Source organism: Candidatus Poriferisodalis sp. (genome assembly GCF_965208895.1).
Taxonomy (GTDB): domain Bacteria; phylum Actinomycetota; class Acidimicrobiia; order Acidimicrobiales; family Poriferisodalaceae; genus Poriferisodalis.
Genome location: NZ_OZ242363.1, coordinates 1,327,579 through 1,354,099, shown reverse-complemented (window position 1 = coordinate 1,354,099; position 26,521 = coordinate 1,327,579). Strand labels below are relative to the sequence as shown.

Genomic DNA, 26,521 nt, shown 5'->3' with positions numbered 1-26,521 from the left:
ACGTCCTATGCGCGATAACCTAGCTAGTTGGCCTCGTATCGAGACGTTTCATGCGGCGTATGCTGCCGCGCTAGCTCGGTCATTTGAGGCTAAGAGAGCGGATGCCTTGGTGGTAGATAACTTGGCAGCCCTGTTTCTCGCCGACTCACCAGTCGCCTACTCACGGTTGGTTGCTCTGCTTGGTGATAGCGCAGATCTAATTGCATTGAGATCGCTTATGTTCGACAAGCTCATTGCTGATTCGATTAGTGAAGCTCGCATCAGTGATATCCTTAATGTGGGCGCAGGCTTCGATACCAGACCCTACCGAATGCGCTTTGCCGATGAAGTTAGACTTATAGAGGTTGATGATCCCAGAGTCCTTGAATGCAAAACGCAGTTGTTGGTGAATCACTCGTCGACGACGAGACTCGTGCGATGTGCACTTGATGTGGGATGCTCGGGTTGGTTTGACGCGCTCCTTGAACATGTACCGGACATTGACGGCGCTGCTGTCGTTGCAGAGGGATTCTTCATATACCTTAGTCGTCCTGAGGCCCAGGTTCTGATGGAAGAACTTGCGCGGTCAGGACGCTGCCGCTATCTCGTAGGAGATCTTGTTTCGCCCGGCCAGCTGCGGAAACTGCGGGATACTGCAGAGCGTTTAGGAACTCGATTCGGTTTTTATGGGTTAGAAGACTTGCAGATATTCGAGCGCGCCGGGTGGCTCTGTATTGACTACTGGCCGATGATGACGGCTCTGCGGCGATATCGTCCTCGAAGTCCGATCGCGGCGATGATGCCCACAACAGTTTCGAGCGCTGCTGAGCGGGGTCTTATTGATGGTGTCGCCGTCTTCGAGCTACTCTGAAATCTGGTGTGAGACTTTCAGGTAGCCTCTCTGGTAACTAGTTGAAGCTAGCTCAGGGTGCTGGCTTCGGACCGCTGCAGCCCCCGCAGCTCCCGGTAGCCCACGAGCCGGATCCCGCTGCGCTCGATATGTGTGCGCAGCTCGGCGTTGTCACGCAGGTGCAGCAGGTCTTCGACGCGCGAGCCCCATTCGGCGGTCAGCGACCGCAGCTCAGGCAAGTCCGCGGCGGGTTGCAGTTGCAGCTCGGTCAACCCCGGTTCGAGCGAGTCCAGCAGCGCCTCGATACGCCGGTATCGCCCCATGGCTCCGGGCGCAATGCGCACGACCCGATCTGGTGTCACGACGCCCTCGGACTCGATCAGGTCTTCAGCAGGAAATCCCAGCTGACGTCGAGCCTCGGTAGAGATGAGCCGCACAGGCAGCCCGAACTCGACCGCAAGTTCCAAGTACACGTCGAAGAACTCGGGACGCACGCTCAGCACGTCGAGGTGGCTGTCGAGGTGTGTGACGTCGAAGCCCCACAGGATTGCCCGTTCGATCTGCGCTCGGCATTCCCGTCGGACCTCATCGAGATCGGCGTGGTCCCACACGTCGCTCACGGTGCTGGGCATCCCGCCGTTGCCGTCGAGCAGCGACGGGGCGTAGGTGATCGGTCCCCACCGGTACAGCTCGAACTCGGCATTGAGCGTGAGCGAGACGCCGATGTCCTCGCCCCGGAACCTCGCCGCGGCCTCGCGCGACCATGGGCACGGCACGAGCAGCGTTCCGGTCGTTGCCAAGCCGTCTCGCAGAGCGGCGTACACGCCTTCGTTCATTGCGTGGCAGCCGCCGAGTCCGGCCGCGCTGATGATCAGCAGTCTGTCGTCGGGGCCGTATCCGAGCCGCTGCGGCAGCGGTGCCACGCCGACACGCTAACTGGCGCCTTCGAGCTGCCGGTTCGGACCGCCGCAGTCGGCCCAGATTCCCCTGCGGGCAGCGCGCGCCTCGGCCTCGGCAGCGTCGAGCACGGCCCGGTGCTCGGTGTTCGGCTCGAAGTGCATGGTGCCGGCGTAGCCGTCGAGCACGAGGTAGCGATTCACGAACAGTCCGTCGGCTGCCCGGTAGACGTACGCCAGTACTCGGTCATACCGGTCGTACAGCTCGATGTCGCGCTGCAACAGCACATCGGTGCCAGGCGGGAGCAGCTCCGCCGTTCGCTGAGTGGCCGCATCGCCGCCGCACTCCGCCGGCAAGTAGCCGCCGGTTTTCTCCGGCGTGTCGATGCCGAGAAATCTCACGGTCGCACGGCGCCCGCCGAGATCGACGTCCATCGTGTCGCCGTCGATCACTGCCAGCACGACAGCATTCGACTCGAGAGCGGAACTTGCGACTTCCGCTCCGGGTGCCGGTTCGCCCTGCTGGGCCGAACCGGCGGCGGCTTGGGGCTGCGGCTGTTGAGGGGCGCTGCCGGCGGGGCTGACCGAGGCCGTGTCCGGCAGGCGCTGTGCCGACGACGTCTGCGCTGCCTCGTCGGATGCGCCGAAGTACTGCCACCCGCCCCACGCTGCTGCACACGCCGCGGCGAACACACCGATGCGCGCGACCGCTGTGTTGCGACGCCGTCGAGCGGGCCGAACGTCACGGGCACCGGGCCCGACACGATGATCGGCATGGTCGGGCGATGCTGGCCAAGACATTGGACGAGGGCGCCTCGGTATGTCACCCGGCGGTCGGCGACCAACGCGTTGGCACGTCTCGCCTTGGCGGATTCGACGATGCTCGATTGGCGCAGATCAGAGTCGCTCGAGAAGGGTGCCGGTGCCCAGCCCGCCGCCGCAGCACATCGTGACGAGCGCGGTGCTGCGGTCGGCTCGGTGCAGCTCGTGCACCGCCTTGGTCAGCAGGATCGCACCGGTGCCGCCCAGCGGATGACCCAGCGCGATCGCGCCGCCGTTGGGGTTGACCCCGTCCATGTCAGGGTTCACCTCACGCTGCCAGGCCAGCACGACCGACGCGAATGCCTCGTTGATCTCGACGATGTCAATGTCGGACATTTGCATGCCGTTGCGTTCGAGCAGGTAGTTCGTGGCCTCGATCGGCCCCGTCAGCATCAGCACGGGGTCGCTGCCGACCAGGCAGGTATCGACGATGCGGGCGAGCGGTCGCAGACCCAGTTCGGCGGCTCGGCCGGCACGCATGAGCAGCACCGCGCCCGATCCGTCGCTGATCTGCGAGGAGGCGCCCGCTGTGTGCACGCCGCCTTCCATCACCGGCGTGAGGCCCGCAAGCCCCTCCGCCGTCGTGGGCCTGATTCCGCCGTCTCGCACGACGTGGCGAACCTCATCGGTGGGCTTGCCGTCTTCGTCGAGCACCGGCGCATCGATCTCGACGATCTGGGTGCCGAAACGATCTTCTTCCCACGCCCGGGCGGCGTTGTTCTGGCTGCGCAGGCCGAAGGCGTCGCATTCTTCCCGGCTGATGCCCCACTGCTTGGCCATGAGCTCGGCGCCCTGGAACTGCGTGGTGTACTCGTAGTGCTCCTTGTAGCGGGAGGTCGCGGTGCGCTGCCCCTTCTTGTAGCTCGAGCCCATCGGGTTGCGCGTCATGGACTCGACACCGCAGCCGATGGCAGAGTCGACCACGCCGCTGGCCACCAAGCCATACGCCAGCGTGGTTGCCTGCTGGCTCGAACCGCACTGTGCGTCGACCGTGGTGGCGGCAACCGACAACGGGTAGCCGGCGCCGAGCCACGCCGTGCGTGCGATGTTCGCCGTCTGCTCGCCGGCTTGGCTGACACAGCCGCCCACAAGCTGGCCGATGCTGGCGGGGTCGACTTGCGTGCGCTCCATCAGCGACGTCATCACATCACTGAGCAAGTCGGACGGATGCATGCCGCTCAGATCCCCGCCGCGTCGGCCGACGGGGGATCGGACGGCGTCGACAATGACGATGTCGTCGGAGTGCGGGGTCACAGATGCGCTGCTCATGGCCGGCACTGTACTTGCGACCCTGCACAGCCTGCCCAACGGATTGCCCGACGTCGGCCTGCCTCCGCCAACATCAGGCGGCGTCAAGGTCGATTTCAGGGGGAGGTGCCGTAGCGGCCAGCGCCAGCCGTGCCCGGGCGACGCCACGCAGTCCTTCCTGACGGGTCGCGCGGGTCAGCCGGTGGGGCATCCGGCTGGTTGACACCAGTCTGAGCTGGGGTACGAGATCAAGCTGTTCTGTCATGTGCCCAGTGTGATCAGGGGGTGTTACACGAAAGCCTGCATCGGGTTGCGCCGTACTGCCGCGCGGCCGACCAGATGTCACAGAGTCCAGACGTCACAGCAACCAGACGTCACAGAGATACGTCTCGTCACGGCTCACTAGCCTGCGCGCCGTGACCGACAATCGACACGGCTGGCGCTACGGCATCACGGTTCCCTTCGGCGATCCCCTCCACGCCCAAGCCGACCTCTATCGCGAATTCGCCGACCTTGGCTACACGGAGTTCTGGAGCTCTGAAGCGGACGGCACAGACGGGTTCACCCCGCTCGTCCTGGCCAGCCAATGGGTACCTGAGGTGCGACTGGGCATCGCCATCATCCCGGTGTTCACCCGTGGGCCTGCCCTGTTGGCCCAGCAGACGGCGTCCATCTGTGAGGCCGCGCCCGGTCGCTTCGCCATGGGCATCGGCGCATCCTCCAACGTCATCGTCGAACGCTGGAACGGCATCCCCTTCGACGAGCCGTTCAAACGAACGCGTGACACGGCGCGGTTCTTGCGCCGGGCCCTGACCGGCGAGCGGATCAGCGAGACCTACGACACCTTCGAGGTGCAGGGCTTCCGTCTCGGCCGACCGCCCGAGGTCCAGCCGCCGATCCTGCTGGCCGCCCTGCGCCCCGGCATGCTGCGGCTGGCGGGCAGCGAGGCTGACGGCGCGATCATCAACTGGCTCTCTGCCGACGACGTTGCCACGGTCCGCCCCTACGTCGACGAGGGCGGCGAGGGCAAGGAAGTGGTGGCGCGCATCTTCGTGTGCCCCAATCCCGACGCCGACACGGTCCGGACCGGCTTCAAACGGGCGATGGCTGCGTACCTGAACGTGCCGGTCTATGCCGAATTCCATCGTTGGCTCGGCCGAGGCGAACTGCTCGCCGCCATGTGGGAGCGGTGGTCTGAGGGCGACCGTCGCGGCGCGCTCGAAGTCATCGATGACGACCTCGTCGACGAACTGCTGGTGCACGGGCCCCCGGAAGCGTGCCGGGAGCACATCGACCGCTATCACGCCAACGGCGTCGACGTCTCGGCCATCTCGATCATGCCCTTTGGCGGCATCGACCCAGTCCAGGCCGCCCGAGACCTTTCGCCCGCAGCCCGTGGCTAGCTCGCACGAATGCCCGCCAATCGGGGCGCGTAACCTCCCGATGAGCCCCCAAACGGACGCACCACAGGAGCAGTCATGGATTTGGAGACGATCACCTACGACGTTCGCGACGGCGTTGCCCATGTGCGGTTCAACCGCCCGGAAGGCGCCAACGCAGTGAATCCGCAGTTCTCGCGCGAGCTGCGGGCTGTCATGCTTGCAATCGAGTTCGACGACGCGGTCAAGGCAGCGTCGGTCACGGCGGAAGGACGGGTGTTCTCCGCAGGCGGCGACCTCAAAGAGTTCCATGCGGCAGGCGACGGCCTGCCGCAGCTCGCATCGGACATGGTCATCGACCTCCACGCAGCGATCAACAAGATGAACCGCACGCCGAAGCCGTTCGTTGCAGGTGTGGGCGGAAGCGTCGGCGGAGCCGGCATGTCGCTGGCCGCCTCATTCGACCTGGTGGTCGCAGGCGAATCTGCAAAGTTCACCATGGCCTACACGCGGGCCGGCGTCACGCCCGACGGCACGTCGTCGTACTTCTTGGCGCGCCACATCGGGCTGCGCCGGATGCTCGACCTGACCCTCACCAACCGGGTGCTCTCCGCGCAGGAGGCCGAGCAATGGGGGTTGGTCAACCGTGTTGTTCCCGACGATGAAGTCGACTCAGCCGCAGCCGAGCTCGCCCAGGCGCTGGCCGACGGCCCGGCCTGGGCACTGGGCCACGCCAAGCGGGTGGTCTACGCCGGCATCGACTCGCCGCTGGAACAGGCAGGCGAGTTCGAAGGCAAGATGATCACCAACGCCATGCAGACCCACGACGGCCGCGAAGGCATCGCAGCGTTCGTGGAGCGTCGCGCGCCGAACTTCACCGGGAGATAGCGCCGTCTCGGGCAAGGTACGCGCCGCTCGGGACTGCCTGAGTCGCCAGCCGCAAGCAGCGAGAGAGTCCGCGACCGCGCAGGCGCCTGCTGATACGCCATCGACCCTCGCCCTCAGATGCAGGGCGGCAGCTCAGCGTCGGCACGGCGCATCAGCGTTGGGCACATGGGGGCAGCACCGGTCCTAGCGTCGAACGCTTGCGCGCACTAGACAAGGCGCGGGCGACATCGGTCGTGTCGCCGTTCGCGCGCGAGGAACACGCACCATGCCGCCACAGGAGATCACGCCGGAGCATTTTCCGTGGCTGGACACCAGCCGGTATTCCTTCTCACCGGGCATAGACGCACATGGCGCGGCGTGGCTGGCAGGGCAGACGGCAGGCGCGTACGACGCCGAATCGGGCCGCGTCACGGTGCGCGGCGACGGTGCCGAGCAGGCCAGCGTGTGCTGGGCCAAGGTGGAAGCCGTGCTCGACGCGGCCGGCCGGGATGTCAGCGACTGCTCGGAGGTGACCGAATACATCACCGTGGAAGGGGCGCCCGAGAGCGATGCGATCGCGGGGCAGCGGCCGCACAGTCTCGGTTCGTCGGTGGGCGGGGTCCGCCCCTCGACGTTCATCGTGGAATCGCTCGTGCGGCCCGAGGCACTGGTCGAGGTGGAGGTGGTGGCGGGCCAGGTTGACGGCTTGGTCCGTGTCCCGCAGGTGATGCCCGTCGACGACGACGGCAACGTGGTGCTGCCCGGCGATTTCGTCGGACAGTGCGAGTGGGCCCTCGAAGAGGCCGGCCGTCGGCTCGAGCCCCACGGCATGGATCTGTCCAACGTGGTGCGGGTGGTGCAGCAGACCACCGCAGCCACCCGCCGCCAGTACAACGAGACCGCAGAAGCACGGCGGCGGCTGCTCAGCCCGCAATTCCCGTCCTCAACCGGGTTGCTGATGGGGCAGCTGCCTCATCCCGATGCACTCGTCGTGCTTGACATGTGGGCGTCTGCGCATCCCAAGACGGTGGTGCCTTTCCGGCCCGAGGCGTACTCGTCGCTGACCTTCAGCCCCGCAGTGGAAGCCGGCGGACTGCTGTTCGTCTCCGGTACGACGGCGTTCGACATGTCATCGGGCGAGACGGTGGCGGAAGGCGACATCGGCGGACAGGCCGAGTTCGTGTACGGCGAGATCGCCGCGATCTGCGAGATGGCCGGAACTTCCATCGACAACCTCGTCAAGACCGTCGAGTACGTGACGCCCGACGGAGTCGAGGGCTACCGCGCTGTGGGCGATGTGCGTCAGCAGGTGCTCGGCAGGCCGTTCCCGGCGTCGACCGGAGTAGTGGTCGGCGGCTTGCTGAGCCGCCGTTGGCTGATCGAGGTGGAAGCCATCGTCTCGATGCCCTGAGACTTGGCCCGAGCAGTCTCATGAGCCAGCTGCTGACCGAACAAGTGCGTGCAGCACTCGGTTGGACGGTGACCTACACGGCACCGGAATCGCTGAGCCGGGCCTCGATCCGCTACTTCGCACTGGCTATCGGTGCCGATCCGCAGCGTTGGCGTGACGAGGCGCCGCCGACGCTGATCTGCGAGACGGCACAGCTCACCGGGCGCGCTGTTCCCGACCGAAACTCATATCTCGGGCACGTGTGGGAGCTGCCGCTGCCGGTGCGCTGCGCCATGTTCCGCGGCGGCAACGACTACCGGTTCGATCGGCCTGCGCGGTTCGATGACGTCATCGACACGACGTGGACCTTGACCGATGCGACCGAGCGCCGCGACCGCGACGGCGACCCGCTGTTGGTCGTCACCGCCGAGGCGGTCTATTCCGTCGGCGGCGATCGGTTGGCGACCAACGCCGAGACGATGATCTTCCGCCCGCTCGGTGCCGCTCAGCCCGATCGCGATGCCCGACCTGAAGAAGCGGACCACGAGCCCGCAGCGGACACCGCGCCTGCGACATCGCAGCCCGATGACGACGCCCCGGACGCCGCTGGTACTTCGGATATACCAGAACCGCTGCCCAGAGCCGCGTTGCGGCCCGGTCGGCCCCTTCGGCCGCTGCGCAGGCGCATCGCGCTGGCAGACATGGTCGCCTACGGCGCCGCCACCTGGGACTGGCACCGCCTCCATTACGACGAGGCTCACGCCCGCCGTCTGGGAGCGCCGGCACCCGTTGTCGACGGTCAGATGCTCGGCGCACTGCTGGCCGAGTGCGTCGTGCGAGATGCGGGTGCTGGCGCCCGGCTCGTCCGGCTCGCGTACCGCAATCGTGCACCGGTGTACGCCGGGGAGACGGTGGTCTGCTCCGGCACGATTGCGACGTCCGACGATGCAGGCTTCAGCGTCGACCTGTCGGTCTCAGTCGGTGACCGGATTGTGGTGGCGCCCGCCTTCGCCCAGTTGGCCTGGACCTCGGGCTGACACCTCTCGCAGCCCGCTGTCGCCTTCGCTCAATTCCCGAGCCAACCCGCCATAACCTTGCTGCGAGCCATCTCGGAGGACACTCAGGTGCCACTCAGCGACGACGAACTGCGGACGCGCCTGCAACTCGGAGAGGATTCGCGCTGGGAGTTCAAGCAATTCGAATTCCGCGAAGACCGGCCCACGTCGCCGCAGCGTGACGATCTGGCGCAGGAAATTGCGGCTTTCGCGAACGCTCAAGGCGGCGCGCTGCTCTGCGGCGTCACCGACGATGGGACCATCCAGCCGATGAGTCGGCCGCAGCTCGACAGCGTGGAGACGCTCATCGTCGAGATCAGCCGCGATTCGATTGAGCCGCCGCTGGCGCCGCAGATCCACCGTCGGGAGCTGGATGCTCGGATATTGCTCATTGTCGAGATTCCTCCAGGGGCGAGTGCTCACGAAGTCAAGGGCCGGTGCTTCGTGCGTATCGGCAGCTCAGCGCGCCTGATGACCAGCGACGAGCGACATCGCCTCGCCGAACGCCGCGCACAGTCGCGGCACATGTGGTTCGACGAGCAACCGGTGTCGCATACTGGCATTGCCAGCCTCGATCCGACACTGTGGCGTCCGTTGCTCAGTGCGCGGGGCTCTGCCGATCCCGAACGCGCGTTGCGCCAGATGGGCATCTTGAGCGACGATGCACAAGGCATTCCGCGGGCGTCAGTGGCAGGAGTCCTGCTGTGCAGTCAGACTCCGCAGGACTGGCTTCCCCAAGCCCGCATCACGGCAACCCGATACTCAGGCAGATCGCAGGCATCTGGTCAATCTGACACTCGCGAAATCGACGGTCCGCTGCGGACCCAGATAACCGAAGCCATGGCCTTCGTGCGGCGCCACAACCGGGTCGCAGCCCGCAAGACGCCGGCCCGAATAGACATGCCCGAATACAGCACGAGAGCAGTGTTCGAAGCCGTCGTGAATGCCGTGGTGCATCGCGACTACTCCCTGACGGGCAGCGCGATCCGCTTGATGATCTTCAATGACCGTCTCGAAGTGGTCTCGCCCGGCAGCTTGCCCAACGGGCTGACGCCGGAGGGCTTGGCGTCACGCCAAGTCACCCGCAACCAAGCCCTGGCGTCTGTCGTGCAGCGCGTCGAGGCCACGGACATCGAAGGTGCCGGGGATCGGCAGTTTCTCATGGAACGACGCGGCGATGGTGTGCCGATCATCTTGGAAGAGACGCGCGCTGTGAGCGGCAAGGAAGCGACCTACCGGCTTGTCGATGACACGGACCTCATTCTGACGATTCCCGCCGCGACCCTCGAGAGTTCTCCGGCCGCGGCCGTCGTCAGCGTGTACTCGAATAGCCGGCCCCAAGGGGGAGTCGATGTGGTGGCGTTGTTCCCCAACAGGACGTGGAACCGGGTCACCACCGACGACAACGGCGAAGCAGTGCTCGACTTGTATGCCACGCACCTGCCGATGACCGTTTTTGCCGCCGCGCCGGGTCGCTGCGCGGGTCACATCGAGCGGTGGGTACCTGCCGAGGGGGCGCTGACTGTCGAGATGGACGGTCTCGACGAGGGCGGTTCGGCGATTCTTGCTGAGGCAACGGGGCAAGTCCCGGGCTTGAACGGGCGACTGAACCTGAAGCTGGATACGCACGGCCGCACTTACGTGTATGCCGACAACGTCGCTGTCAACGACGGCCAGCCCCAACCGGTGAACTTCATGTACGGAGAGCCGCTGGAGATGGTCGACGCCGACGGCAACCGATTCGAGATCGTTGTCGTGGACATCGTCGGACGCTCGGCGCTGCTGCAGTATCGCCGCCTGCCGCGGCCATAGGCGAAACTGACGCAGCCTCCGCTGCGGCAGCCGGCATGGAACGGCTGGACTCAGCGCCGGGACCTAGCATCGGGCGCCGACACGGGGCCGAAGCAAGGGGGCACAACGTGGACTTCTCCATGAGCGACGAGCAGGCGCTGATCGTCGAGACGGTGCAGCGCTTTGTGGAGAGCGAGATCATCCCGCTGGAAGCTGACCTCGATCCTGACGCCGGCGAGCTGAAGCCCGATGATGCCGCCCGCCTCACCCAGATGACCCGTGACATGGGCTTCTACGGCCTCGACATCCCCGCCGAGTACGGCGGACCGGGCCTCGACACGACCACCCGGGCGCTCATGGCCATCGAGATGTCCAAGCACCGGGCCGGGCTCTACAACCCGTGCTACGGGGTATTCGGCGGCGCCGGGCTGGCGCAGCTGTACGAGGCCACCGACGAGCAGAAGGAGCGGTGGCTGTACCCGACCCTGCGCGGCGAGAAGATGGGCTGCTTCGCCCTGACCGAGCCGTCTGGCGGCTCCGATCCCGGTCGGGCCATTCGCACCCGGGGCTTCAAGGACGGCGACGAGTGGGTGTTGAACGGCTCGAAGCTGTTCATCTCCGGTGCCGACAAGGCCGACTATGCGCTGCTGTTCGCTCGCACATCCGACGATCCGGGGCGCAACGGCGTCACTGCCTTCATCGTCGACACCGACACGCCTGGATTCAACGTGCGCCGAGTGGTGCACACGCTGCGTGCGACGCGCTATGCCACCGAGCTCGAGTTCGTCGACATGCGGGTGCCCGAGAGCCACGTGCTGGGCGAGGTGAACGGCGGGTTCGGCATCGCCAACGACCGGCTGAGCCGCCAGCGCATCCCGTACGCGGCGGGCTGTTTGGGCCCCGCGATCATGGCCCAGGAGATGGCGATCGATTGGGCCCGCAGCCGTGAGACCTTCGGCTCGGTGCTGGCTGAGAAGCAGGCGGTCCAGTGGATGATCGTCGACAACGAGATCGACATCCGCCACGGGCGCTGGTGCGTGCTGGAGGCTGCCCAGAAAGCCGACCAAGGCGAGCGGTTCCGCACCGAGGCGGCAATGGCCAAGCTCGTTGCCTCCGAGGCCGCTGGTCGGGTGGTCGACCGGTGCATCCAGATTCACGGCGGCATCGGCGTCACCAAGGACCTTCCGCTTGAGCGCTGGTACCGGGAGTTGCGGATCCGCCGTATCGGCGAAGGCCCCAGCGAGGTGCAGCGCTTGATCATGGCCCGCGACATCCTCGGCGGCAGCTTCAAGTGAGCGATTCGGACGCGGGGTAGGAGCCCCGACCCGGCCGCCGCCGCTCATCACTTCGAGCCATGCATCATCGAGCATATGGAGGGTGTGGTAGCCACTGGTCAGCGGACGGCTTGCAACGAGCCGTCTCACCACAACTCGATGCTCGACAGGAGTCCACGACGCGTCATCAACGCCACAACTGTCCCTCTGGTGACAACTGTAACCTCTCAGGTGTGGACGCATTCTTCAGCGGCATTCGACGGGTTCAGATTGTGTTGCGAGCACAAGTCGTTGCCAACTGGACTACGGATGTCTTGTAGTTTTGATGTCCGCGCGCAAGACGGCGAAAGACCGTGTCGGTTGGTGCCTAACAGCATCCTTGGTCGGCCTGTGTGTTTTGCTGCTACTTGGCTGCCGCACTGGCGATGAAAGAGCCTCTGCACCGTCATCGGTATCGGGTAGAGATCTCGCCACCAAGGCAGCGTCGTGGCGTCAACAGAATACGGGGCACCAACGAGTTCTCGCCAGCGGTTGGAGGCTCTGTTGAGTCCGACTAAGGAAGTCACGCGGCCTTCCCGACATCCTCCAATAGATCCGAACGCGTCAGGGACAACCGAAATCGGCTCTGTTCCAGTCGCGTTCGCCGCGGCTGAGTTTCGCATAATGCATATCCCGACGGAGGATTATGACAACATGGGTTTGCCTGGATACTTACGCATCGAGGATGATTGCGTCTATTTGGACTCATTCCATTCTCCCGAACCGGGTCTATCGAGCTCACTACGGAGCGTCCTGTCATTTCCACGCAGCCGTACTCGGTATGACGTGGCCCGTGAGAGGATATATTTCGTGGAAGATGACGGAAGTGCGCGAGGCCCCTTCGAAGACGGCGACTTCGTCCTGGCTGGTGGTTCGCCCCGGGAACTGACTGACGAAGTCTGTATTGGGCAAGCGGCCTTCGTCTCACATGGACTGTCCCGATGTGACAAAAGCAGTCGGCCTCGGCTATGCACAGACAGCGACTATGCATCGTTATTCGCATTGGATGAATCCGAGGCACAGTGTCGCTTAGACCGGATTCCGGAACTCGTATCGTTGCTCGATGAGCTGCGAGTCATCGAGGCTGATCGTGTCGCCGCTTGGGGTATCTGTCACAGACCATTCTTCGGCGCTCGTTTGTTTCTTATCGGTGGGACCGAGCCAAGTGAAATCGCGCAGGCAGTTGTTGAAGGCTATGACGATATTCGGATATTGGTCGGAGCTTCGGACCGGCACCGAGATTTGATGAAGACCCCGGCTGAACAGATGCAAAATGGTTCGGCGCGAAGTTCGATCACCGGTTGCGAATAACTGAATGTCGGCGTGGAGGGGTGCTTGCGTCGAGCGCTCTACTGCGCCTTCATTCTGTTCGGACACGGTAGCCGCCCGAGGCTGGGTCTGTCAGGTTCGTCAAACGCCACCTTGTCAGGCGGGGGAGAGGCGACCGATTCGCTGTGCTTGGTCGGTCTGGGGCTCGGGCAATTCGCCATGGTCGGCGAGGTGCAGCATCAGCAACTCGTCCCAGCGGCTGCGGTAGTTCGACGTGAACTCGTAGCGAAACTGGGTGGCAGCTTGGCCGAGCTGTTCGGTCTCGCGGCGGAGCGCTGACTGCATCCCGAACGGCTCTCGTGCGCCGGCAAAGCCGACCGACAGCACTGTGCCATCCGAATCGGCGACGTGGTACACGCCGAGCTGCGACGGCAACGCTTCGATTGCAGCGTTGTCGAGTCGCTGCCAGGGCTTGTCGAGCCGGATTCCCATTAAGCGATGACCTCTCTTCCAAGGATCGTGTTTCTGACGTCTGATTTTTTCGGTCGGCGTCCTGCGCGTTTCGGGATTACGCAGCAGCTGCCACGACGGGCACGTCCGCCGCCGCGGTACCCATCAGGTCCTCGAAATTCAGCCGGAAGAACCGCTCCTGCACGTCGGCGGGCAGGTGCTCCACCTCGCGGTCGAAGCGCCTCAGCGGGTTGCGGCCGCCCTCCACGTGGGGATAGTCGGAGCTGAACATGCAGATCTCCGGTGCGGTGTTCTCGATGATCCAGCCAGTCGGCTCGGTGGGATAGGGGGTGACTCGGACCTGGCGGTGCACGTACTGCGAGGGGCGCAGGCTGAGATTGCCGAGCCGCTGCTCGTGACGCTCGAACGCATCGAATGCCGCTTCGAGCTGGCGCATGAATCCCGGCAGCCACACCGCTCCCAGTTCGATCACGCCGATCTTCAGGTCGGGAAACCGCTCGAGCACGCCGTCGAAGATCAGCATCGACAGCGCCTGCAGCGGTGCGGCGGAGATGGCCATGTACGACACGGAGCGGAAGTTCTCGCCGCCGCCGTGGAAGTCGGGCTCGGGCGGCAAGCCGTTGTTGCGATGCTGAGGCGGCATCACCAGGTCGGGCGTGGCCACGTGCATCACGACGGGGATGCCTGCCTCCTGGGCGGCTGCCCAGACGGGGTCGAAGCCGACGTGACTGTGGGCGTGGAGCTTCGGCATGCGGTTGGGGATGAGCAGCGCCGCTGCGCCGTCGTCGATGGCCTGACGGGCATGGGGGCCGGCGTGTTCGATCGACTGCAGCGGCACCGAGCACACCGGCAGCAGCCGCGGATCGACCGAGCAGAATGCGATCTGGGCCCGGTTCGCCGCCGTTGCCGTGGCGTAGGTGAGATCGGGTTCGGCGGTGTGCTCCATCTCCTCGATCAGCGTGTTGGGCATGGAGGGGAAGATGAGCTGGCTGGAGAATCCCAGGTCGTCGAGGGCTTGGGACCGGTCAGCGGGATCCCAGGCGCCGGGCGCGATGTAGTTCTTGCGCAGCATCACCTCTGCGGCGGCGCCGGCACGGAACTCCGGGTCGGCCTGGCGAGCCCGGGCCGTTTCGATGTCGGCGAACGCCTTCTCGTTGTCGCCTATGGAGAAATGGTCGAGCGCGTACCGCGCCACCTCAGCGGAAGCGAACGGCTCCAGCCACTCCGGCGGCTCCATGGTGTGCGCGTCCGCATCGTGGATGATCCGGTCCTCGACGTAAGCCATGGCAGTGCCTCCCTGTATTCCCAGCGGCGCATTCGACGATACCGCTCCCATCGCCGCCGCTTCCGGGCTCGGATCGGCTGGGCAGACGCGCGCTCAGCATCACGGCGGTCATCGCACGACGACTGGAGAAGGGGCGCCTGCCTGGGCGGCTTCGAGCCAGCGTGTCGCGCAGAAAGCACCGTGAGACCCGAAAATTCCTCGTGACAATTCGGAGTGTGCGCATAGCCTCGCCGCACGTGGCGGAGGTGCAGTCACAAGCATGATCGAATTCGTCGTGGTCGGAACGCCAAGGAGTCATAGGGCTCGTTCCCGATCACAGTGGCAGGCCACCGTGAAGAACGCCGTTCCAGCACATGTCGGTGTTCTCGCCGGAGCCCTACGGCTGCGCATCGATTTCTTCTTCGAGGACACAACCGACCTGGATGCAGACAACATCATCAAGTCAATCCAGGACGCACTCGAGGGCATCGTCTACGTGGACGACGAGCATGTCGTGGATGTCTGTGCCAGAAAGATCAACCAACAACATCTGCCGCCGATCATCGATCCGTCGACGATGCTGAGCGACGCCCTTGCACTGCGTCCAGGCGACTTCGTATACATACGCGTCGCCACGGCCCAACCGGAAGTGACATTCTCATGAGCATGGCAGGCGAGGCCCACGAGGCGCTGCTCGACGCCAAGGCGAAGTACGAGGCCGAGGGCTACATGGTGAGCCTGTCCGAGAGTTTGCCGAGACCCTTCGATGCGTTTACGGCGGACGCGATCGCTCGCCGGGGCGATGACGTCGTGGTGGTCGAGGTCAAGTCGGCGAACATGAATGATTGGTCACGCGGGAGGCTTGAGGAACTCACAGAGATCCTGCGAACCGAATGCGGTTGGCGTCTCGACATCGTCACCTACGAGCGCGAGCCGTCCCCGTCGATGCCGGATCTGAAACTCGTGGACCAGCGAGTTCGTGAGGCACAGCAACTCGCCGAGGCGTCGCCTGACGCCGCCTGCCTGTTGCTGTGGTCAGCAGTCGAAGGCGCCTTGCTCTGGGAAGCCAACAAGCGACAAGTCGCCCCGACGCGTTCGTTGCCGCCGCGCAGCCTCGTCAAGCAACTCACCATCGACGGCGTGCTCAGCGACAATCAAGCGTCAGAACTCAGGGACTTTGCGATACGTCGTGACGCGATTGCGCACGGAATGGCCGCCAATCCGCCTGCTGCCGAGCAGTTTGACTGGCTCTGTCGATTCGTCATCGCTGTTGCACGGGATCAACACGCCGACCTGCATGACATGGCGGAGTGGTTTCGCGCGAACTACGCCTTGCCTGAGGATGTTGGCGTGCCGTACGCCAGTGATCTCGGCAGACATATCTGGGACAACAATGGTCCTTACGACGCCGAGGATGTCCTGCGAGATCAATTCGAAGATGCCCTGGACGCGGACATTCATGAGGCGGTGCAGATGCTCGAGCGCGACGGGACCATATGGGCGCAACGAGACCAACCTTGAGGTCTGGCATGCCGGGTCGGGGGTCGGCCCGAATTTCGTCGTTCAGGTCGACGTGGGCAGCAGGAAAGCAGACATCAGATCAATCCGGGCACGAATGCCTTCCTTCGAGACCTCGATGAGTCCCGCGTCCTCAAGTCGGTTGAGGTCGCGAGCGAGCGTGCGAGGCCCGGTGCGTGCATACATCTGCGCCAGTTGCGGGGTCAAACCGGCGACATCTGGCCGTGGAACTCTCACCGCTGGCTCCAACGCCATTACCAGCGCGCGTTGGCGTTCCGATGCGGGACTTGTCGGGAACCGTGCCATCGTTTCCGCGACGTAGCCCTGCCACGCAAGACCTAGGTGCTGCGCTCTCACAGCCGCCGAGTGCTCGACGAGTCCGTCCACGAGCCCTTCGATTCCGTATTCCAAGAATCCCAGGACATCTCGTTCGCGACTGGCCGCCGCGAGCCGCGAGTAGTACCTGTCACGCGTGAGGTTGAAGTGATTGGCCATCAGATTCGCCGCAGCCAGCGGGACCCTGCCCGATCTGGCGAGGATCAGGTATTCAAGCAACCGTGCAGTACGGCCGTTGCCATCGCCGAACGGGTGGATCCAAGCGATGTACAGGTGCGCGAGCAAGGCGCTCAGCACGGTGCGAGCGAAAGCCTCGCGGCTGTCGTCACCCTCGCTGCCGCTGGGTCGGAAGTCGTCGCCATCGAGCCAGTCGGCTAACCGTTCCAGCAGGTGCCAGCAGTCACGTGCGGAAGGACCGACATATGAGCCGACGACAACTGAGTGCGTTCTGGTGGCACCCGGTTTCAGCGCAGCGTCGGGGTCGACTCCTTCAAGCACCCATCGGTTCAGATCGCAGATCAACTCGGCGCTCAGGCGGAGGTCGCCATCTTCGGTCACCATGTCGTCGAGTCGTTCGAACGCTTCGAGGACGTTGCGGACCTCGCGCTCCTGATACGCGCGGGATTGGGGTGCGGAGAAATCTCCGGCGTAGATGCTCTGCACCTGCTCGAGGGTCAGCGTGTTGCCCTCGATGGCCACCGTGGCCTGGGCTCCTCGGATGAGTGCATGTTGGTGAAGCGTTTCAGCAACGGCCGGGGCGAGGGGTGTTCCTGAGAGTTCTGCGCACCTCGCGTATGCCTCGCCAATTTGCATCCACGAACGAGCGCCCAGCCGGTTCGCGATACTCGCATCGAAGTCGATCCATGGATGCGTTCTGAGGTACTCACAAGTCTCGTCGCGGCAGGTCACCACAGTTCCGCCTGATAATGAGCGCTCATCGGTGCAGTGTAATCAGGTGTAATGCACTATTGGTATCTAGTTTTGACCTAACCAATGTCAATCAAGGTGTCACTCGGCTTGGCCGGTATGACCTGATATTGGGCGCCGCAATTCAGTTCTTGTGGAGTTCGGGGTTGATGCCTTCCCAGCGACTGGGGTCGGCGACCCGCATCTCTATGGCACCGCTGGTGCTGTTGCGAATGAGCAGCATCCCCGAGCGGCCCGAGATGTCGCGACCCTTGACGACCGAGCCATCGGGCAGAGTGACCCGGCTTCCGGCAGTGACGTACAGGCCCGCCTCGACGGTGCAGTTGTCGCCGAGCGCGATGCCGATACCTGAGTTTGCGCCCAGCAGGCAGTGCTCGCCGATGGACACCCGTTCCTTGCCGCCACCCGACAGCGTGCCCATGGTGGAGGCGCTGCCGCCGAGGTCCGAGTGCGCTCCGACGACGACGCCCGCAGAAATGCGACCCTCGACCATCGCAGGCCCGAGTGTTCCGGCATTGAAGTTGATGAACCCTTCGTGCATCACCGTGGTGCCATCTGCCACGTGAGCGCCCAGCCGCACTCTGTCGGCGTCGCCGATGCGCACGCCCGACGGGATGACGTAGTCGACCATGCGAGGAATCTTGTCGACCGCGGTGACAGTCACCGCCTGGCCACTCGCAGCCGCCATAGAGCGCAGGTCGTCGACGCGTTCGGGCAGTACCGGCCCGGCGCTGGTCCACGCACAGTTGGTCAGCAGGCCGAAGATGCCGTCGAGGTTGGCGTCGTGGGGCTTGATCGCCCGGCGGCTGAGCAGATGAAGCCGCAGGTATGCATCAGCCAAATCGGCGGGCGGGGTGTCAAGATCGTCGATGGTGACCGTCACCGCCTCGCCCGCGATCACGCCGAGTTCGACGGCCAGGCACGACCGGGCCGGTGGCTTCTCGGCGGTAGCCCCTGCCGGGAACCATGCGTCGAGCGGTGTCCCTGTCGCCGCGTCCACATAGCTGTGCCCAACTGCGGTGATGCTCCCCGAGATGCTCATGGGCGCATCCTGCCAGCACGAGCCGCCAACCCGTCGCTGAATTCCCTTCGCGAAGACGCTGTCTTCGCTCGCGCGACGCTTCCCGCAAGACGCCCAGTCATAGGCTCGACCCGGTGGTTCGTCAGCGACGCTCGGGGGTAGTGAGGTGGCTGTTCGTGTCGCTCGGCGTCATGGTCACGGCATGGGCATTGACGGGTTGTGGCGGCGATGAGAGCGGTGTGGTCGCGGCTGAGGGGAGCGACGGGGCCGAGCAGGTTGTTGACGTCGAGGCGCAGCAAGGCACTTCCCAGCGGATCGAAACGGTCGATACCGATGCCGCGTCCTCGCAGCCAGCAGTGCAGTCCGATCAGGCGGATGCAACCGGAAGTCTCGACGACGGCGCAGTGGCCGCGGTTCCCTCGCCCGAGGACATGTCCACCGGTCCGGTCCTGCAGTGGACCGAGATCGAGCTCGATATTCCCTATGGCATCGCCCTTCATGCGACTAGCGACGGCAGAATCGTGGCGGCGGGAGGGCGGCTCCCGGGCGAGTCCTTCGCTGGTGCATCGCATCTGCTGGTGACGCAGGATGGTGCTGCTTGGACTCGCGTGCCCTTGCCGCATGAGCTTTACCCGTTGGGCCTCGACATGTCCGATCAGCGCATCGCCGTGAGCGGAGTGCCCCTTACAGCACCCCCTGTCGGAGGCGATGAGGCCGAAATGGGTGTTCCGGTCTTTGTCTCCGGCGATGAGGGAGCGACGTGGACACGGGTGCAGCTCGACACTCAAGCCGCCCGCAGAGATCTGCACGACGACGCGACGGTGGAGTTGAGTCTGACTTCGGTGTACGTGTCCGGCGACTACGTCCTGGCTGCCGCACAGGGTCAGGTCCGGCTGGATGTCGCGTCATTACTCGTCAATGCGGGGCTCGTGGCTGCCGATACTCACATTGTCGGGTGGACGACGGTCGGCAACTCCGTGCGCGTCTGGCTCGACAACGGCGACGGAACTGAGGCCGAGTTCGACTTCTCACATGACGATCTGGCGCTGACGGACTCGCAGATAGCAATGCTCAGCGACGCACGCGAAGAGCCGCTTCACGGCTGGCGGGTGTTCTTGTTCGGCGGCAGCGGGCCAAGTCTTGCTGCTGTCGTTTCATTCGACGGATGGCTGCATGCGGGCAACGCATCAGATGACGGCTTCCGCCTGATCCTGTCTACCGGTGACGGCGAGAGTCTCGTGACATCACCCGACGGCGAGTCGTGGAGTGTCCATCCGCTCGGTCACGCCAGGACTGCCGAATCTCATCAATCGCATGCGTTCGCAGGGGACGGCACTGTGTGGACCGTCCGTTTCTCGACTGCCCTCGATGGAGGCGGCGGCGGTTCGATACACCGCTGGCGCGTCGGCGAGCAATCCGCCCAGACAGCGAACTTTCCGAGCATCGACGCCTTGGCGGACATCGCGGCGGGCCCTCCAGGACTCGTCGTGACGGGTTTCACGGAGTTGGAGCAGGTCGAAGAGGGAAACGAGGAATTCTGGTCTGACGGGCGGGTGACGAAAGAGGGTTACGAAGTGCGCGTTGGCGAGCCCGAAGGTGGGTTGACCTTGTGGGACCTGTCGAGGGGCGAAGCGGTGTACGTCTTCGGTCCCGAGGTCGTCGGGGGCAGCGAGGCGCCGCCGGGCGTGCGTATCGAGGGGATCGGCGACCTCGGCACCATGACCTTCGAGGATCCCGAGACCGGCGAGGACCTCGTTACGTTCACCATCGAAGAACTGCTTCCGGTGCTGGACCTCCCAACGCCGATGGAATCGGATGTGCCCGACGTGTGGGTGGGCTGGTCGGCAGACGGTGTTCGGTGGGGATGGGAATCGGCTCAGGACGCTTTCGATCTCGGCGACCAAGCAGGCGCGCCCAGATTCGCCGTCGGAAATGACTTTGTAGTCGCGATGGTGACGATCATCCCGCCTCTCGAGTTTGACGAGGGAACCGACTTCGGCAGCCCACTTCCCGCACCGCGTTGGTTCATCGCCCAGATTCCGTGACGCCTCCGGGAACTGCTCGGCGGCGCGTGGGTCTTCTGCTTCTTGTCGCCGCAGCCGCATCGAGCCTCGCGGGCTGCACGCCTAGCAACGTGGCGGTCCCGGCGCCCGCCGACCTGTCCACTGGTCCAATCCTGCAGTGGACCGAGCTGGACTTCGAACTCGAGTCTGTGTTGTTTGCGGAGACCACGAGCGACGGTCGCGTCGCGGTCGGCGGTCGTGAGCCCACAGGAGCGTTCGCCGTTCGCGTTACCGACGACGGACAAGAGTGGACGGCGCTGCCGGTGCCCGACGGTGTCGTACCCCTCGCCGCGGACGCCGACGGCGATCGATGGGTCCTCATCGGTGCGCCCCTCGGCATTCACAGCGATGACGCCGAGACCTTCGGCGACGTGTTTGTCAGTGACGACAACGGTGTGAACTGGACCCAGGCGACGCTCGAGCAGATGCCGGGCGCGCCGTTGCCGGAATACGCATCTCGGTCAATGCGTGTGGTGGAGGCGCTGACATCGGGCCGTCAGATTGTCGTTGCTGTGCTCAGCTTCACCACGTTCGATCTCGCGTCACTCCTTGCTGACCGAGGTCGGATCCCAGACGGCATGTTCGTGGCCTACTGGACACTGGACGAGGATTCGATCGCCGTTGAGTTCCGTCGCTTGGGCAACAACGCGGATGCTCCCGACGTATCCGAGGTCCATCTGTCGTATGCGGAGCTAGCGCTCAGTCCCGAGCAGGTAGACGCCATCGAACGTGACCAGAGCGATGCACGCATTCATCTCTTCGGCGGTGAGGGCACAACCCTCGCTCACATGGCGGCAACAGGAGGCTCGGACGCAGTCGGGAGGTGGACAGAGGGCGGTTTCACCGTGCTGACTGACGACTGGTCACACGTGGCACCGCAGCCGCAGGCGCCACCGGGGCCAGCATCCGACGGCGTCATCTTGGTCGTCACCACCGAAGAACTGATGAAGCTGACCTCGCCTGATGGCCGCGAATGGCAGTCCGAACCGTTCGTGCAGTATTCCGAGGGCTCGAGTCGAGAGACATCGGCAGTCGACCCGACAGGCGCTGTGTGGTCCTCGTGGCGGGAAGGCTCCGAGCGCGGACGGGTGCGCATCACCCGAGAATCCGCCGGCCAGCCTCCCGTTGGGATGGCGGAGTTCGACCGCCTCAGCTCCACTGATTTGTTGGGGGTGGGGTCGGCCGGCCTTGCGGCGACTGCCAGATTGGTGATGCCAGATGGCTGGTCGTACGCCCGAGCCGGGCGAGCAGCGAAAGACGGCTACGAGCTTCGCTACGACGAACCGCCCGGGGGTGTGACGTTGTGGGACGTGACCTCGGACAAGGCGGTGTATGTGTTCGAGAGTCGCTTTGTCGACGGCCTCGACACGCCCGACGGCACGCATCAGCGGGGCGAAGGCTCGTCATACACGCTGGTCTTCGACGATCCCGACTCGGCCGATGAACTCGTCTCGTTCGACGCCCTCGATCTCCAGCCGGTGTTCGGAACGTGCTGGTGGACGTCCGGCCGACCGGGCGTCTTTGTGCAGCGGCAGGGGCTGCGGCTGGAATGGGCCGCAGGCACCTTCCCGGAATTCTGGCCGTGGGTCGGCTGGTCCGCGGACGGCGTCGACTGGGGCTGGCAAGCGCTCCCCGAAGCGTTCGACACCTGTGATGCTGGAGCAGAGCTCAGCCTCGCGGTCGGCACCGAATACGTCGTCGCAGTTCTGCAGCCTTCCGCACCGTCCCGGTTCGCCGCCGCAGGCGCCGATGACGACGCCGACACGGATCCGCCAGCGGCACCTCGCCTGTTCGTCGCCCAGCTGCCCTGACCGTTTCTGGAGAAATGGGCACCGTTGGATGCGACGCGTTTCTGGCGCCCGACGGTGCGAGAGCTGCTGATCGGGGTGATCGGTGCGAAGCTATTCTCGGCTCAGTGACGTGTGGTCGAGGTACTGAAGCTGCGAAGTGCCTGATGGCGGCGCTCGGCGTCATGGCTACGGCTTGGGCCTTGGCGGGATGCGGCGGCACTGAGAGCGGTGTTGTCTCCGCCGAGGGGAGCGACGGGGCCGAGCAGGCTGTCGAAGTCGAGGCGGAGCAAAGCACCGCTCAGCGCATCGAGACGGTGGACGCTGAAGTCGTGCCGTCACGGGCGGACGCGCCGTCCGATAACGCAGATGCGGCATCGAGCACGGGCAATGTCGCTGCTGCGGGAGCTCTGTCGCCCGAGGACATGACCACCGGTCCGGTCCTGCAGTGGACCGAATTCGACCCGGCCATCGACGGTTCTGGCACGTTGTTCTCGATCGGCGACGGCCGGGTCGTGATCCGCGGCGAAGTGCCGTCGGGTGAGTCGCAGCTCTTGAGCACTTCAGACGGCTCCGATTGGTCGGCGGTGCCGCTGCCGTCTGGCCTGTCGCCGCACACCCTCGACTTGACCGGTGCTCGCTGGGCGGTCGCTGGATGGTCGTACGACGATCCGAGTGACTTCGACCTCAGCGGCCGGATCTACATCTCCGACAATCGGGGCGTCAGCTGGACCGAAGCGACGCTTCAGATCGACCCGCCCGACCTGCCTGAGTACGCAATCGCATACGTGAGGGTGATCGCAGTCGCCACGTCAGGTGCGCAGGTTGTTGCGCTCACCACCACCCATCTCGACCTGGATATACAAGCGCTCCTCGCCGATCGGGGACTGATTCCCGCAGGCGCAGAGGTACACGGAATCTCGGTCGGCGGCGGTCAGGTCGATGTCTGGTTGTTCGAGGAGTCCCCGGAGGCCGACTCGCACGACGAGAGCCCGCAGCGGACAGGCGAGAACGAACTGAGGTTCACGGTCGATGAACTCGACTTGTCAGCCGAACAGCTTGCAATCATGGGGAGTCCGATCTCCGGTGAGTCCATCCGCGTCTACTCGGGCACGGGCGCGGAGCTCTCCGAAGTGGCGACGCTCGAGGGGTGGCGCACCAGCGCTGTCGGAAACGACGACGGCTTCGTGCTGCTCACCCTGACCGGCAGGGAAGAGGTCAGAAGGCTCACGTCGCCCGACGGTGAGGACTGGACGTCTGAGTTGCTCGATCCGTCTCTGGTACCAGGCTGGGTCAATTCCACGGCCCTCGGGGCTGACGGCGCCGTGTGGATTGTCAGCTCCGACGGAACCGAGAGCCACGTCACGAAATGGGGCACGGACGGAGCAGACCACACGACCACCTGGCTCGGGAGGCTCAGCAGTTCGGGCGAGTTCAGCGTTGGCCCCGCGGGCCTCGCGACGTTGGCGTTCCCGCCGCCGCCTGATCCCCCGGCGGGCACCAGCGACGATTCCGGCCTGCCAACTGGTCGGGTCGCCAAGGACGGCTACGAGCTGCGATACGGAGAGCCAGAGGGCGGGATTTCTCTGTGGGACATGGTGGCCGACGAGCCGGTGTACGAGTTCGGCCCCGAGATCATCGAGAGCGGTGAGCTTCCCGAGGGCGTGCGAGAGGTGGATGACGGCGACATCTTTGAGCTGACGTTCGAGGACCCCGTCACCGGCGAGGAACTGGTGACCTTCACGCTTGCGGATCTCGAAGCCGTCGTTGGTGCCGCGCTGGACTCGCCAGATTGGCCCGACATGGACCTGTGGGTGGGATGGTCGAGCGACGGCACTGATTGGGGATGGCAGGACGCTCGGGAAGCCTTCGGCCTTGGGGATGTCGAGGCGCACGTCGTCGTCGCCGTCGGCTCGGACTTCGTGATCGCGTCGGTGCGGGCCTTCACCTCGGTTGGAGCCAGCGACTCTGGGTCACTCAGTGGCGCACTCAGTGCCGACGGAAGGGACTCCGTCTTCGAGACGGAGCAGTCCATCGAGCGAAGCGCAGCGTCCGTGGGCCAGCGTTGGTTCGTCGCCCGAGTTCGGTGAACCGTGCAAGCGGCTGCGTTGAGGTTCCGCTCGGGCTACGGGTCCTGCCAGAAGCGGTGGTCATTGCGGCGGCGCTGCGGCGGGTGGCCGTGCGCCGGTAGTTTCGGGGCATGAAGACTCCTGTGTGCGAGATGCTCGGCTGCGACGTTCCGATCGTCGCCTTCACACATTGCCGGGACGTAGTGGCGGCTGTGACCAAGGCGGGCGGCTTCGGCGTGCTCGGCGCAGCGGGTCACACGCCAGAACAGCTCGACATCGACATGGGCTGGATCACCGACGAGGTGGGCGGCCGGCCCTTCGGCGTGGACATCATCGTGCCCGCCAAATACGAGGGCAAGACCGAGGGCGAGCTGTCGGTCAAGGACCTCAAGGCGATGATCCCGCCACAGCACCGTGAGTTCCTCGACGACATGATGGAGCGCTACGACGTGCCGCCGCTGCCGGCTGAAGACAAGCCCGGCGCAATCGCCGGCGACTCCGAGCCGCCCATGACCTACGCGCAGGCAGTGCCGTTGATGGACGTGGCGTTCTCTTACCCGATCCGGTTGGCCGTGAACGCGCTCGGCCCGCCGCCGCCCGACATGATCAAACGGGCGCACGACAACGACGTGCTGGTGGGAGCGCTGGCGGGCAAGAAGGTGCACGCCGAGCGCCATGTTGCCGTCGGCGTCGACATCGTGATCGCTCAGGGCCACGAGGCCGGCGGCCATACCGGCGACATCGCCTCGATGGTGCTGGTGCCCGAAGTGGTGGATGCCATCGCGCCGGTGCCTGTGCTCGCCGCGGGCGGCATCGGCAACGGCCGCCAGGTCGCAGCCGCGCTGGCACTGGGCGCGCAGGGCGTGTGGTGCGGTTCGGTGTGGCTCACCACCCAGGAAGCCGAGACGCACCCGGTCGTGAAGGAGAAATTCCTGGCGGCCGGTTCGTCGGACACTCTGAGGTCACGGTCTCGCACCGGCAAGCCAGCACGTCAGCTCCGCTCAGCATGGACCGACGAGTGGGAGGGCGAGAACTCGCCGGGAACGCTGCCGATGCCGCTGCAGCCGATGCTGATCGGCGCGGCCAGCCGCCGCATCGATCGGGCCGCCATGAACCCGTCCAACACGGGTGCGGTCGAGCTGGCCAACTACTTCGTGGGCCAGGTGGTCGGGCAGCTCAACGAGTCGATCTCGGCCACGCGGGTCGTCGAAGAGATGATCAGCGAGTATCTCGACGTCATGGAGCGCTTCGAGCAGCTCAACGCTTGACGCCGGGCTCAGCAGACATCGCAAAAGGGGGACAGACATGGAGACGATGACGGGACGCGTCGCGGTGGTGACCGGGGCGGCTTCGGGAATCGGCAAAGCCCTGGCACTGGGGTTTGCCGGTGAGGGCGCCAATGTGGTGCTGGCCGATATCGAGGAGGCGCCGTTGCGTGCCGCCGAGGCCGAGGTTGCCGACCGGGGCGTCGAAGCGCTGGGCGTCATCACCGACGTGACCGATGCCGACTCGGTCGGCGCACTGGCGCAAGCCACCATTGACCGCTTCGGCGCCGTGCACATGGTGTGCAACAACGCCGGCGTCGGCGGGGGAGGGCTGATCCGAAACCAGCAGCTCGTCGACTGGCAGTGGGTGGTCGATGTCTGCCTGTGGGGCGTGATCCACGGCGTCCACCATTTCCTGCCCCATCTCATCGAGGCGGAGGAATCCCACATCATGAGCACTGCCTCGGTGGCGGGGCTCATGTCGGTGCCGGGGCTCGGCCCGTACAACGCCGCCAAGTACGGCGTGGTGGCGATCATGGAGACGCTGCACCTCGAGATGCAGCGTGACCGCAACGCCGATGTGGGTGTGTCGGTGCTGTGCCCTGGGGTGGTGCGAACCAACATCGCGACCGCGCAACGGAACCGTCCAGAAGAGCTGCGTCGTCAACGTCGGCCGCGCCCCGAGGGCGAGGCACCGTCGGAGACAGCGGATGCGCGCCGCCGCAACGCCAACATCGCTGCGGCGCTGGAGCGCGGCATGGATCCATCGCAGGTCGCCGCGAAGGTGATCGAGGCGATGTACGAGCGGCGCTTTTGGGTGCTGTCCCATCCCGAGCTGCTCGCTGAGGTCAACCACCGCAACCAGCAGCTGGCGGACCTCGAGAACCCGACGATCTTCACGAGCTTCACCGACGGCGAGGACTAGCGCCCGCCTGGCTCAC

23 protein-coding genes are annotated in these 26,521 nt (G+C 65.1%); 14 read left to right on the top strand and 9 right to left on the bottom strand.

Features of this window, described 5'->3' with window-relative positions; genetic code table 11:
- The first annotated feature begins 7 nt into the window (after positions 1–7).
- Positions 8–850 carry a class I SAM-dependent methyltransferase gene (locus tag ACOGJB_RS06095; RefSeq protein WP_419839921.1) on the top strand — a complete coding sequence of 281 codons (843 nt, stop codon included), beginning with the start codon at positions 8–10 and terminating at the stop codon, positions 848–850.
- 47 nt (positions 851–897) lie between these two features.
- On the opposite strand, the gene ACOGJB_RS06090 is transcribed toward ACOGJB_RS06095, so the two are convergent.
- From ACOGJB_RS06090 to ACOGJB_RS06075, 4 genes are all read right to left on the bottom strand, one after another.
- The gene (locus ACOGJB_RS06090) at positions 898–1,752 is read right to left on the bottom strand and encodes a ChbG/HpnK family deacetylase (protein ID WP_419839920.1); all 855 of its coding nucleotides are present in this window, start codon (positions 1,750–1,752) and stop codon (positions 898–900) included.
- A 9-nt stretch (positions 1,753–1,761) separates the two neighbouring features.
- Positions 1,762–2,526: a thermonuclease family protein gene (locus ACOGJB_RS06085; protein ID WP_419839919.1), complete on the bottom strand. Its 765-nt coding sequence runs from the start codon at positions 2,524–2,526 to the stop codon at positions 1,762–1,764.
- A 96-nt stretch (positions 2,527–2,622) separates the two neighbouring features.
- Positions 2,623–3,816: a steroid 3-ketoacyl-CoA thiolase gene (locus ACOGJB_RS06080; RefSeq protein ID WP_419839918.1), complete on the bottom strand. Its 1,194-nt coding sequence runs from the start codon at positions 3,814–3,816 to the stop codon at positions 2,623–2,625.
- Positions 3,817–3,889: 73 nt separating this feature from the next.
- Positions 3,890–4,060, bottom strand: coding sequence for a hypothetical protein (locus ACOGJB_RS06075; RefSeq protein WP_419839917.1), 171 nt, complete (start codon positions 4,058–4,060; stop codon positions 3,890–3,892).
- Positions 4,061–4,211: 151 nt separating this feature from the next.
- Between ACOGJB_RS06075 and ACOGJB_RS06070 the strand changes: the two genes are divergently transcribed.
- The 6 genes from ACOGJB_RS06070 to ACOGJB_RS06045 all read left to right on the top strand — a co-directional run bounded on the left by ACOGJB_RS06070 (position 4,212) and on the right by ACOGJB_RS06045 (position 11,572).
- The gene (locus tag ACOGJB_RS06070) at positions 4,212–5,198 is read left to right on the top strand and encodes an LLM class F420-dependent oxidoreductase (protein ID WP_419839916.1); all 987 of its coding nucleotides are present in this window, start codon (positions 4,212–4,214) and stop codon (positions 5,196–5,198) included.
- A 75-nt stretch (positions 5,199–5,273) separates the two neighbouring features.
- Positions 5,274–6,062, top strand: coding sequence for an enoyl-CoA hydratase/isomerase family protein (locus ACOGJB_RS06065; protein WP_419839915.1), 789 nt, complete (start codon positions 5,274–5,276; stop codon positions 6,060–6,062).
- Between the two features lie 265 nt (positions 6,063–6,327).
- Positions 6,328–7,452, top strand: a complete 1,125-nt coding sequence (locus ACOGJB_RS06060; RefSeq protein ID WP_419839914.1) for a Rid family hydrolase — start codon at positions 6,328–6,330, stop codon at positions 7,450–7,452.
- A 20-nt stretch (positions 7,453–7,472) separates the two neighbouring features.
- The gene (locus ACOGJB_RS06055; RefSeq protein WP_419839913.1) at positions 7,473–8,468 is read left to right on the top strand and encodes a MaoC/PaaZ C-terminal domain-containing protein; all 996 of its coding nucleotides are present in this window, start codon (positions 7,473–7,475) and stop codon (positions 8,466–8,468) included.
- An 87-nt stretch (positions 8,469–8,555) separates the two neighbouring features.
- Positions 8,556–10,298, top strand: a complete 1,743-nt coding sequence (locus ACOGJB_RS06050) for an RNA-binding domain-containing protein (protein WP_419839912.1) — start codon at positions 8,556–8,558, stop codon at positions 10,296–10,298.
- Between the two features lie 119 nt (positions 10,299–10,417).
- Positions 10,418–11,572, top strand: coding sequence for an acyl-CoA dehydrogenase family protein (locus tag ACOGJB_RS06045; RefSeq protein WP_419839911.1), 1,155 nt, complete (start codon positions 10,418–10,420; stop codon positions 11,570–11,572).
- Between the two features lie 1,047 nt (positions 11,573–12,619).
- On the opposite strand, the gene ACOGJB_RS06040 is transcribed toward ACOGJB_RS06045, so the two are convergent.
- The 3 genes from ACOGJB_RS06040 to ACOGJB_RS06030 form a co-directional block, all read right to left on the bottom strand.
- A complete protein-coding gene (locus ACOGJB_RS06040; protein WP_419839910.1) occupies positions 12,620–12,967 on the bottom strand; it encodes a hypothetical protein in 348 nt (115 codons plus the stop codon).
- Between the two features lie 48 nt (positions 12,968–13,015).
- Positions 13,016–13,351, bottom strand: a complete 336-nt coding sequence (locus tag ACOGJB_RS06035) for a DUF7508 domain-containing protein (protein ID WP_419839909.1) — start codon at positions 13,349–13,351, stop codon at positions 13,016–13,018.
- A 76-nt stretch (positions 13,352–13,427) separates the two neighbouring features.
- Positions 13,428–14,615: an amidohydrolase family protein gene (locus ACOGJB_RS06030; protein ID WP_419839908.1), complete on the bottom strand. Its 1,188-nt coding sequence runs from the start codon at positions 14,613–14,615 to the stop codon at positions 13,428–13,430.
- Positions 14,616–14,874: 259 nt separating this feature from the next.
- Between ACOGJB_RS06030 and ACOGJB_RS06025 the strand changes: the two genes are divergently transcribed.
- A complete protein-coding gene (locus ACOGJB_RS06025) occupies positions 14,875–15,258 on the top strand; it encodes a RusA family crossover junction endodeoxyribonuclease (protein ID WP_419839907.1) in 384 nt (127 codons plus the stop codon).
- On the top strand, positions 15,255–16,115 hold the full coding sequence (locus tag ACOGJB_RS06020) for a hypothetical protein (RefSeq protein ID WP_419839906.1): 861 nt from the start codon (positions 15,255–15,257) through the stop codon (positions 16,113–16,115). Before ACOGJB_RS06025 ends, ACOGJB_RS06020 begins: the two co-directional genes overlap by 4 nt.
- A 42-nt stretch (positions 16,116–16,157) precedes the next feature.
- On the opposite strand, the gene ACOGJB_RS06015 is transcribed toward ACOGJB_RS06020, so the two are convergent.
- Positions 16,158–17,147 (bottom strand): Fic family protein, encoded by a 990-nt coding sequence (locus tag ACOGJB_RS06015; RefSeq protein WP_419839905.1) that lies wholly within the window; start codon positions 17,145–17,147, stop codon positions 16,158–16,160.
- A 352-nt stretch (positions 17,148–17,499) separates the two neighbouring features.
- Positions 17,500–18,417: a DapH/DapD/GlmU-related protein gene (locus tag ACOGJB_RS06010; protein ID WP_419839904.1), complete on the bottom strand. Its 918-nt coding sequence runs from the start codon at positions 18,415–18,417 to the stop codon at positions 17,500–17,502.
- 113 nt (positions 18,418–18,530) lie between these two features.
- On the opposite strand from ACOGJB_RS06010, the gene ACOGJB_RS06005 reads away from it, so the two are divergent.
- The 5 genes from ACOGJB_RS06005 (at position 18,531) to ACOGJB_RS05985 (ending at position 26,505) form a co-directional block, all read left to right on the top strand.
- Positions 18,531–20,441, top strand: coding sequence for a hypothetical protein (locus tag ACOGJB_RS06005; RefSeq protein WP_419839903.1), 1,911 nt, complete (start codon positions 18,531–18,533; stop codon positions 20,439–20,441).
- 89 nt (positions 20,442–20,530) lie between these two features.
- A complete protein-coding gene (locus tag ACOGJB_RS06000) occupies positions 20,531–22,270 on the top strand; it encodes a hypothetical protein (protein WP_419839902.1) in 1,740 nt (579 codons plus the stop codon).
- Between the two features lie 143 nt (positions 22,271–22,413).
- Positions 22,414–24,336, top strand: a complete 1,923-nt coding sequence (locus ACOGJB_RS05995; protein WP_419839901.1) for a hypothetical protein — start codon at positions 22,414–22,416, stop codon at positions 24,334–24,336.
- A gap of 110 nt (positions 24,337–24,446) precedes the next feature.
- The gene (locus ACOGJB_RS05990; protein ID WP_419839900.1) at positions 24,447–25,583 is read left to right on the top strand and encodes a nitronate monooxygenase; all 1,137 of its coding nucleotides are present in this window, start codon (positions 24,447–24,449) and stop codon (positions 25,581–25,583) included.
- Positions 25,584–25,620: 37 nt separating this feature from the next.
- Complete coding sequence (locus tag ACOGJB_RS05985; RefSeq protein WP_419839899.1) at positions 25,621–26,505, top strand: SDR family NAD(P)-dependent oxidoreductase; 885 nt, start codon at positions 25,621–25,623, stop codon at positions 26,503–26,505.
- Positions 26,506–26,521: the final 16 nt, after the last annotated feature.

What these genes read in the sequence shown, in the direction of transcription:
- ACOGJB_RS06095 (WP_419839921.1), top strand. Translation starts at nt 8, where the DNA reads ATGCGCGATAACCTAGCTAGTTGGCCTCGTATCGAGACGTTTCATGCG.
- ACOGJB_RS06085 (WP_419839919.1), bottom strand. Translation starts at nt 2,526, where the DNA reads ATGTCTTGGCCAGCATCGCCCGACCATGCCGATCATCGTGTCGGGCCC.
- ACOGJB_RS06080 (WP_419839918.1), bottom strand. Translation starts at nt 3,816, where the DNA reads ATGAGCAGCGCATCTGTGACCCCGCACTCCGACGACATCGTCATTGTC.
- ACOGJB_RS06075 (WP_419839917.1), bottom strand. Translation starts at nt 4,060, where the DNA reads ATGACAGAACAGCTTGATCTCGTACCCCAGCTCAGACTGGTGTCAACC.
- ACOGJB_RS06065 (WP_419839915.1), top strand. Translation starts at nt 5,274, where the DNA reads ATGGATTTGGAGACGATCACCTACGACGTTCGCGACGGCGTTGCCCAT.
- ACOGJB_RS06060 (WP_419839914.1), top strand. Translation starts at nt 6,328, where the DNA reads ATGCCGCCACAGGAGATCACGCCGGAGCATTTTCCGTGGCTGGACACC.
- ACOGJB_RS06055 (WP_419839913.1), top strand. Translation starts at nt 7,473, where the DNA reads ATGAGCCAGCTGCTGACCGAACAAGTGCGTGCAGCACTCGGTTGGACG.
- ACOGJB_RS06045 (WP_419839911.1), top strand. Translation starts at nt 10,418, where the DNA reads ATGAGCGACGAGCAGGCGCTGATCGTCGAGACGGTGCAGCGCTTTGTG.
- ACOGJB_RS06035 (WP_419839909.1), bottom strand. Translation starts at nt 13,351, where the DNA reads ATGGGAATCCGGCTCGACAAGCCCTGGCAGCGACTCGACAACGCTGCA.
- ACOGJB_RS06030 (WP_419839908.1), bottom strand. Translation starts at nt 14,615, where the DNA reads ATGGCTTACGTCGAGGACCGGATCATCCACGATGCGGACGCGCACACC.
- ACOGJB_RS06025 (WP_419839907.1), top strand. Translation starts at nt 14,875, where the DNA reads ATGATCGAATTCGTCGTGGTCGGAACGCCAAGGAGTCATAGGGCTCGT.
- ACOGJB_RS06020 (WP_419839906.1), top strand. Translation starts at nt 15,255, where the DNA reads ATGAGCATGGCAGGCGAGGCCCACGAGGCGCTGCTCGACGCCAAGGCG.
- ACOGJB_RS06010 (WP_419839904.1), bottom strand. Translation starts at nt 18,417, where the DNA reads ATGAGCATCTCGGGGAGCATCACCGCAGTTGGGCACAGCTATGTGGAC.
- ACOGJB_RS05995 (WP_419839901.1), top strand. Translation starts at nt 22,414, where the DNA reads ATGGCGGCGCTCGGCGTCATGGCTACGGCTTGGGCCTTGGCGGGATGC.
- ACOGJB_RS05990 (WP_419839900.1), top strand. Translation starts at nt 24,447, where the DNA reads ATGAAGACTCCTGTGTGCGAGATGCTCGGCTGCGACGTTCCGATCGTC.
- ACOGJB_RS05985 (WP_419839899.1), top strand. Translation starts at nt 25,621, where the DNA reads ATGGAGACGATGACGGGACGCGTCGCGGTGGTGACCGGGGCGGCTTCG.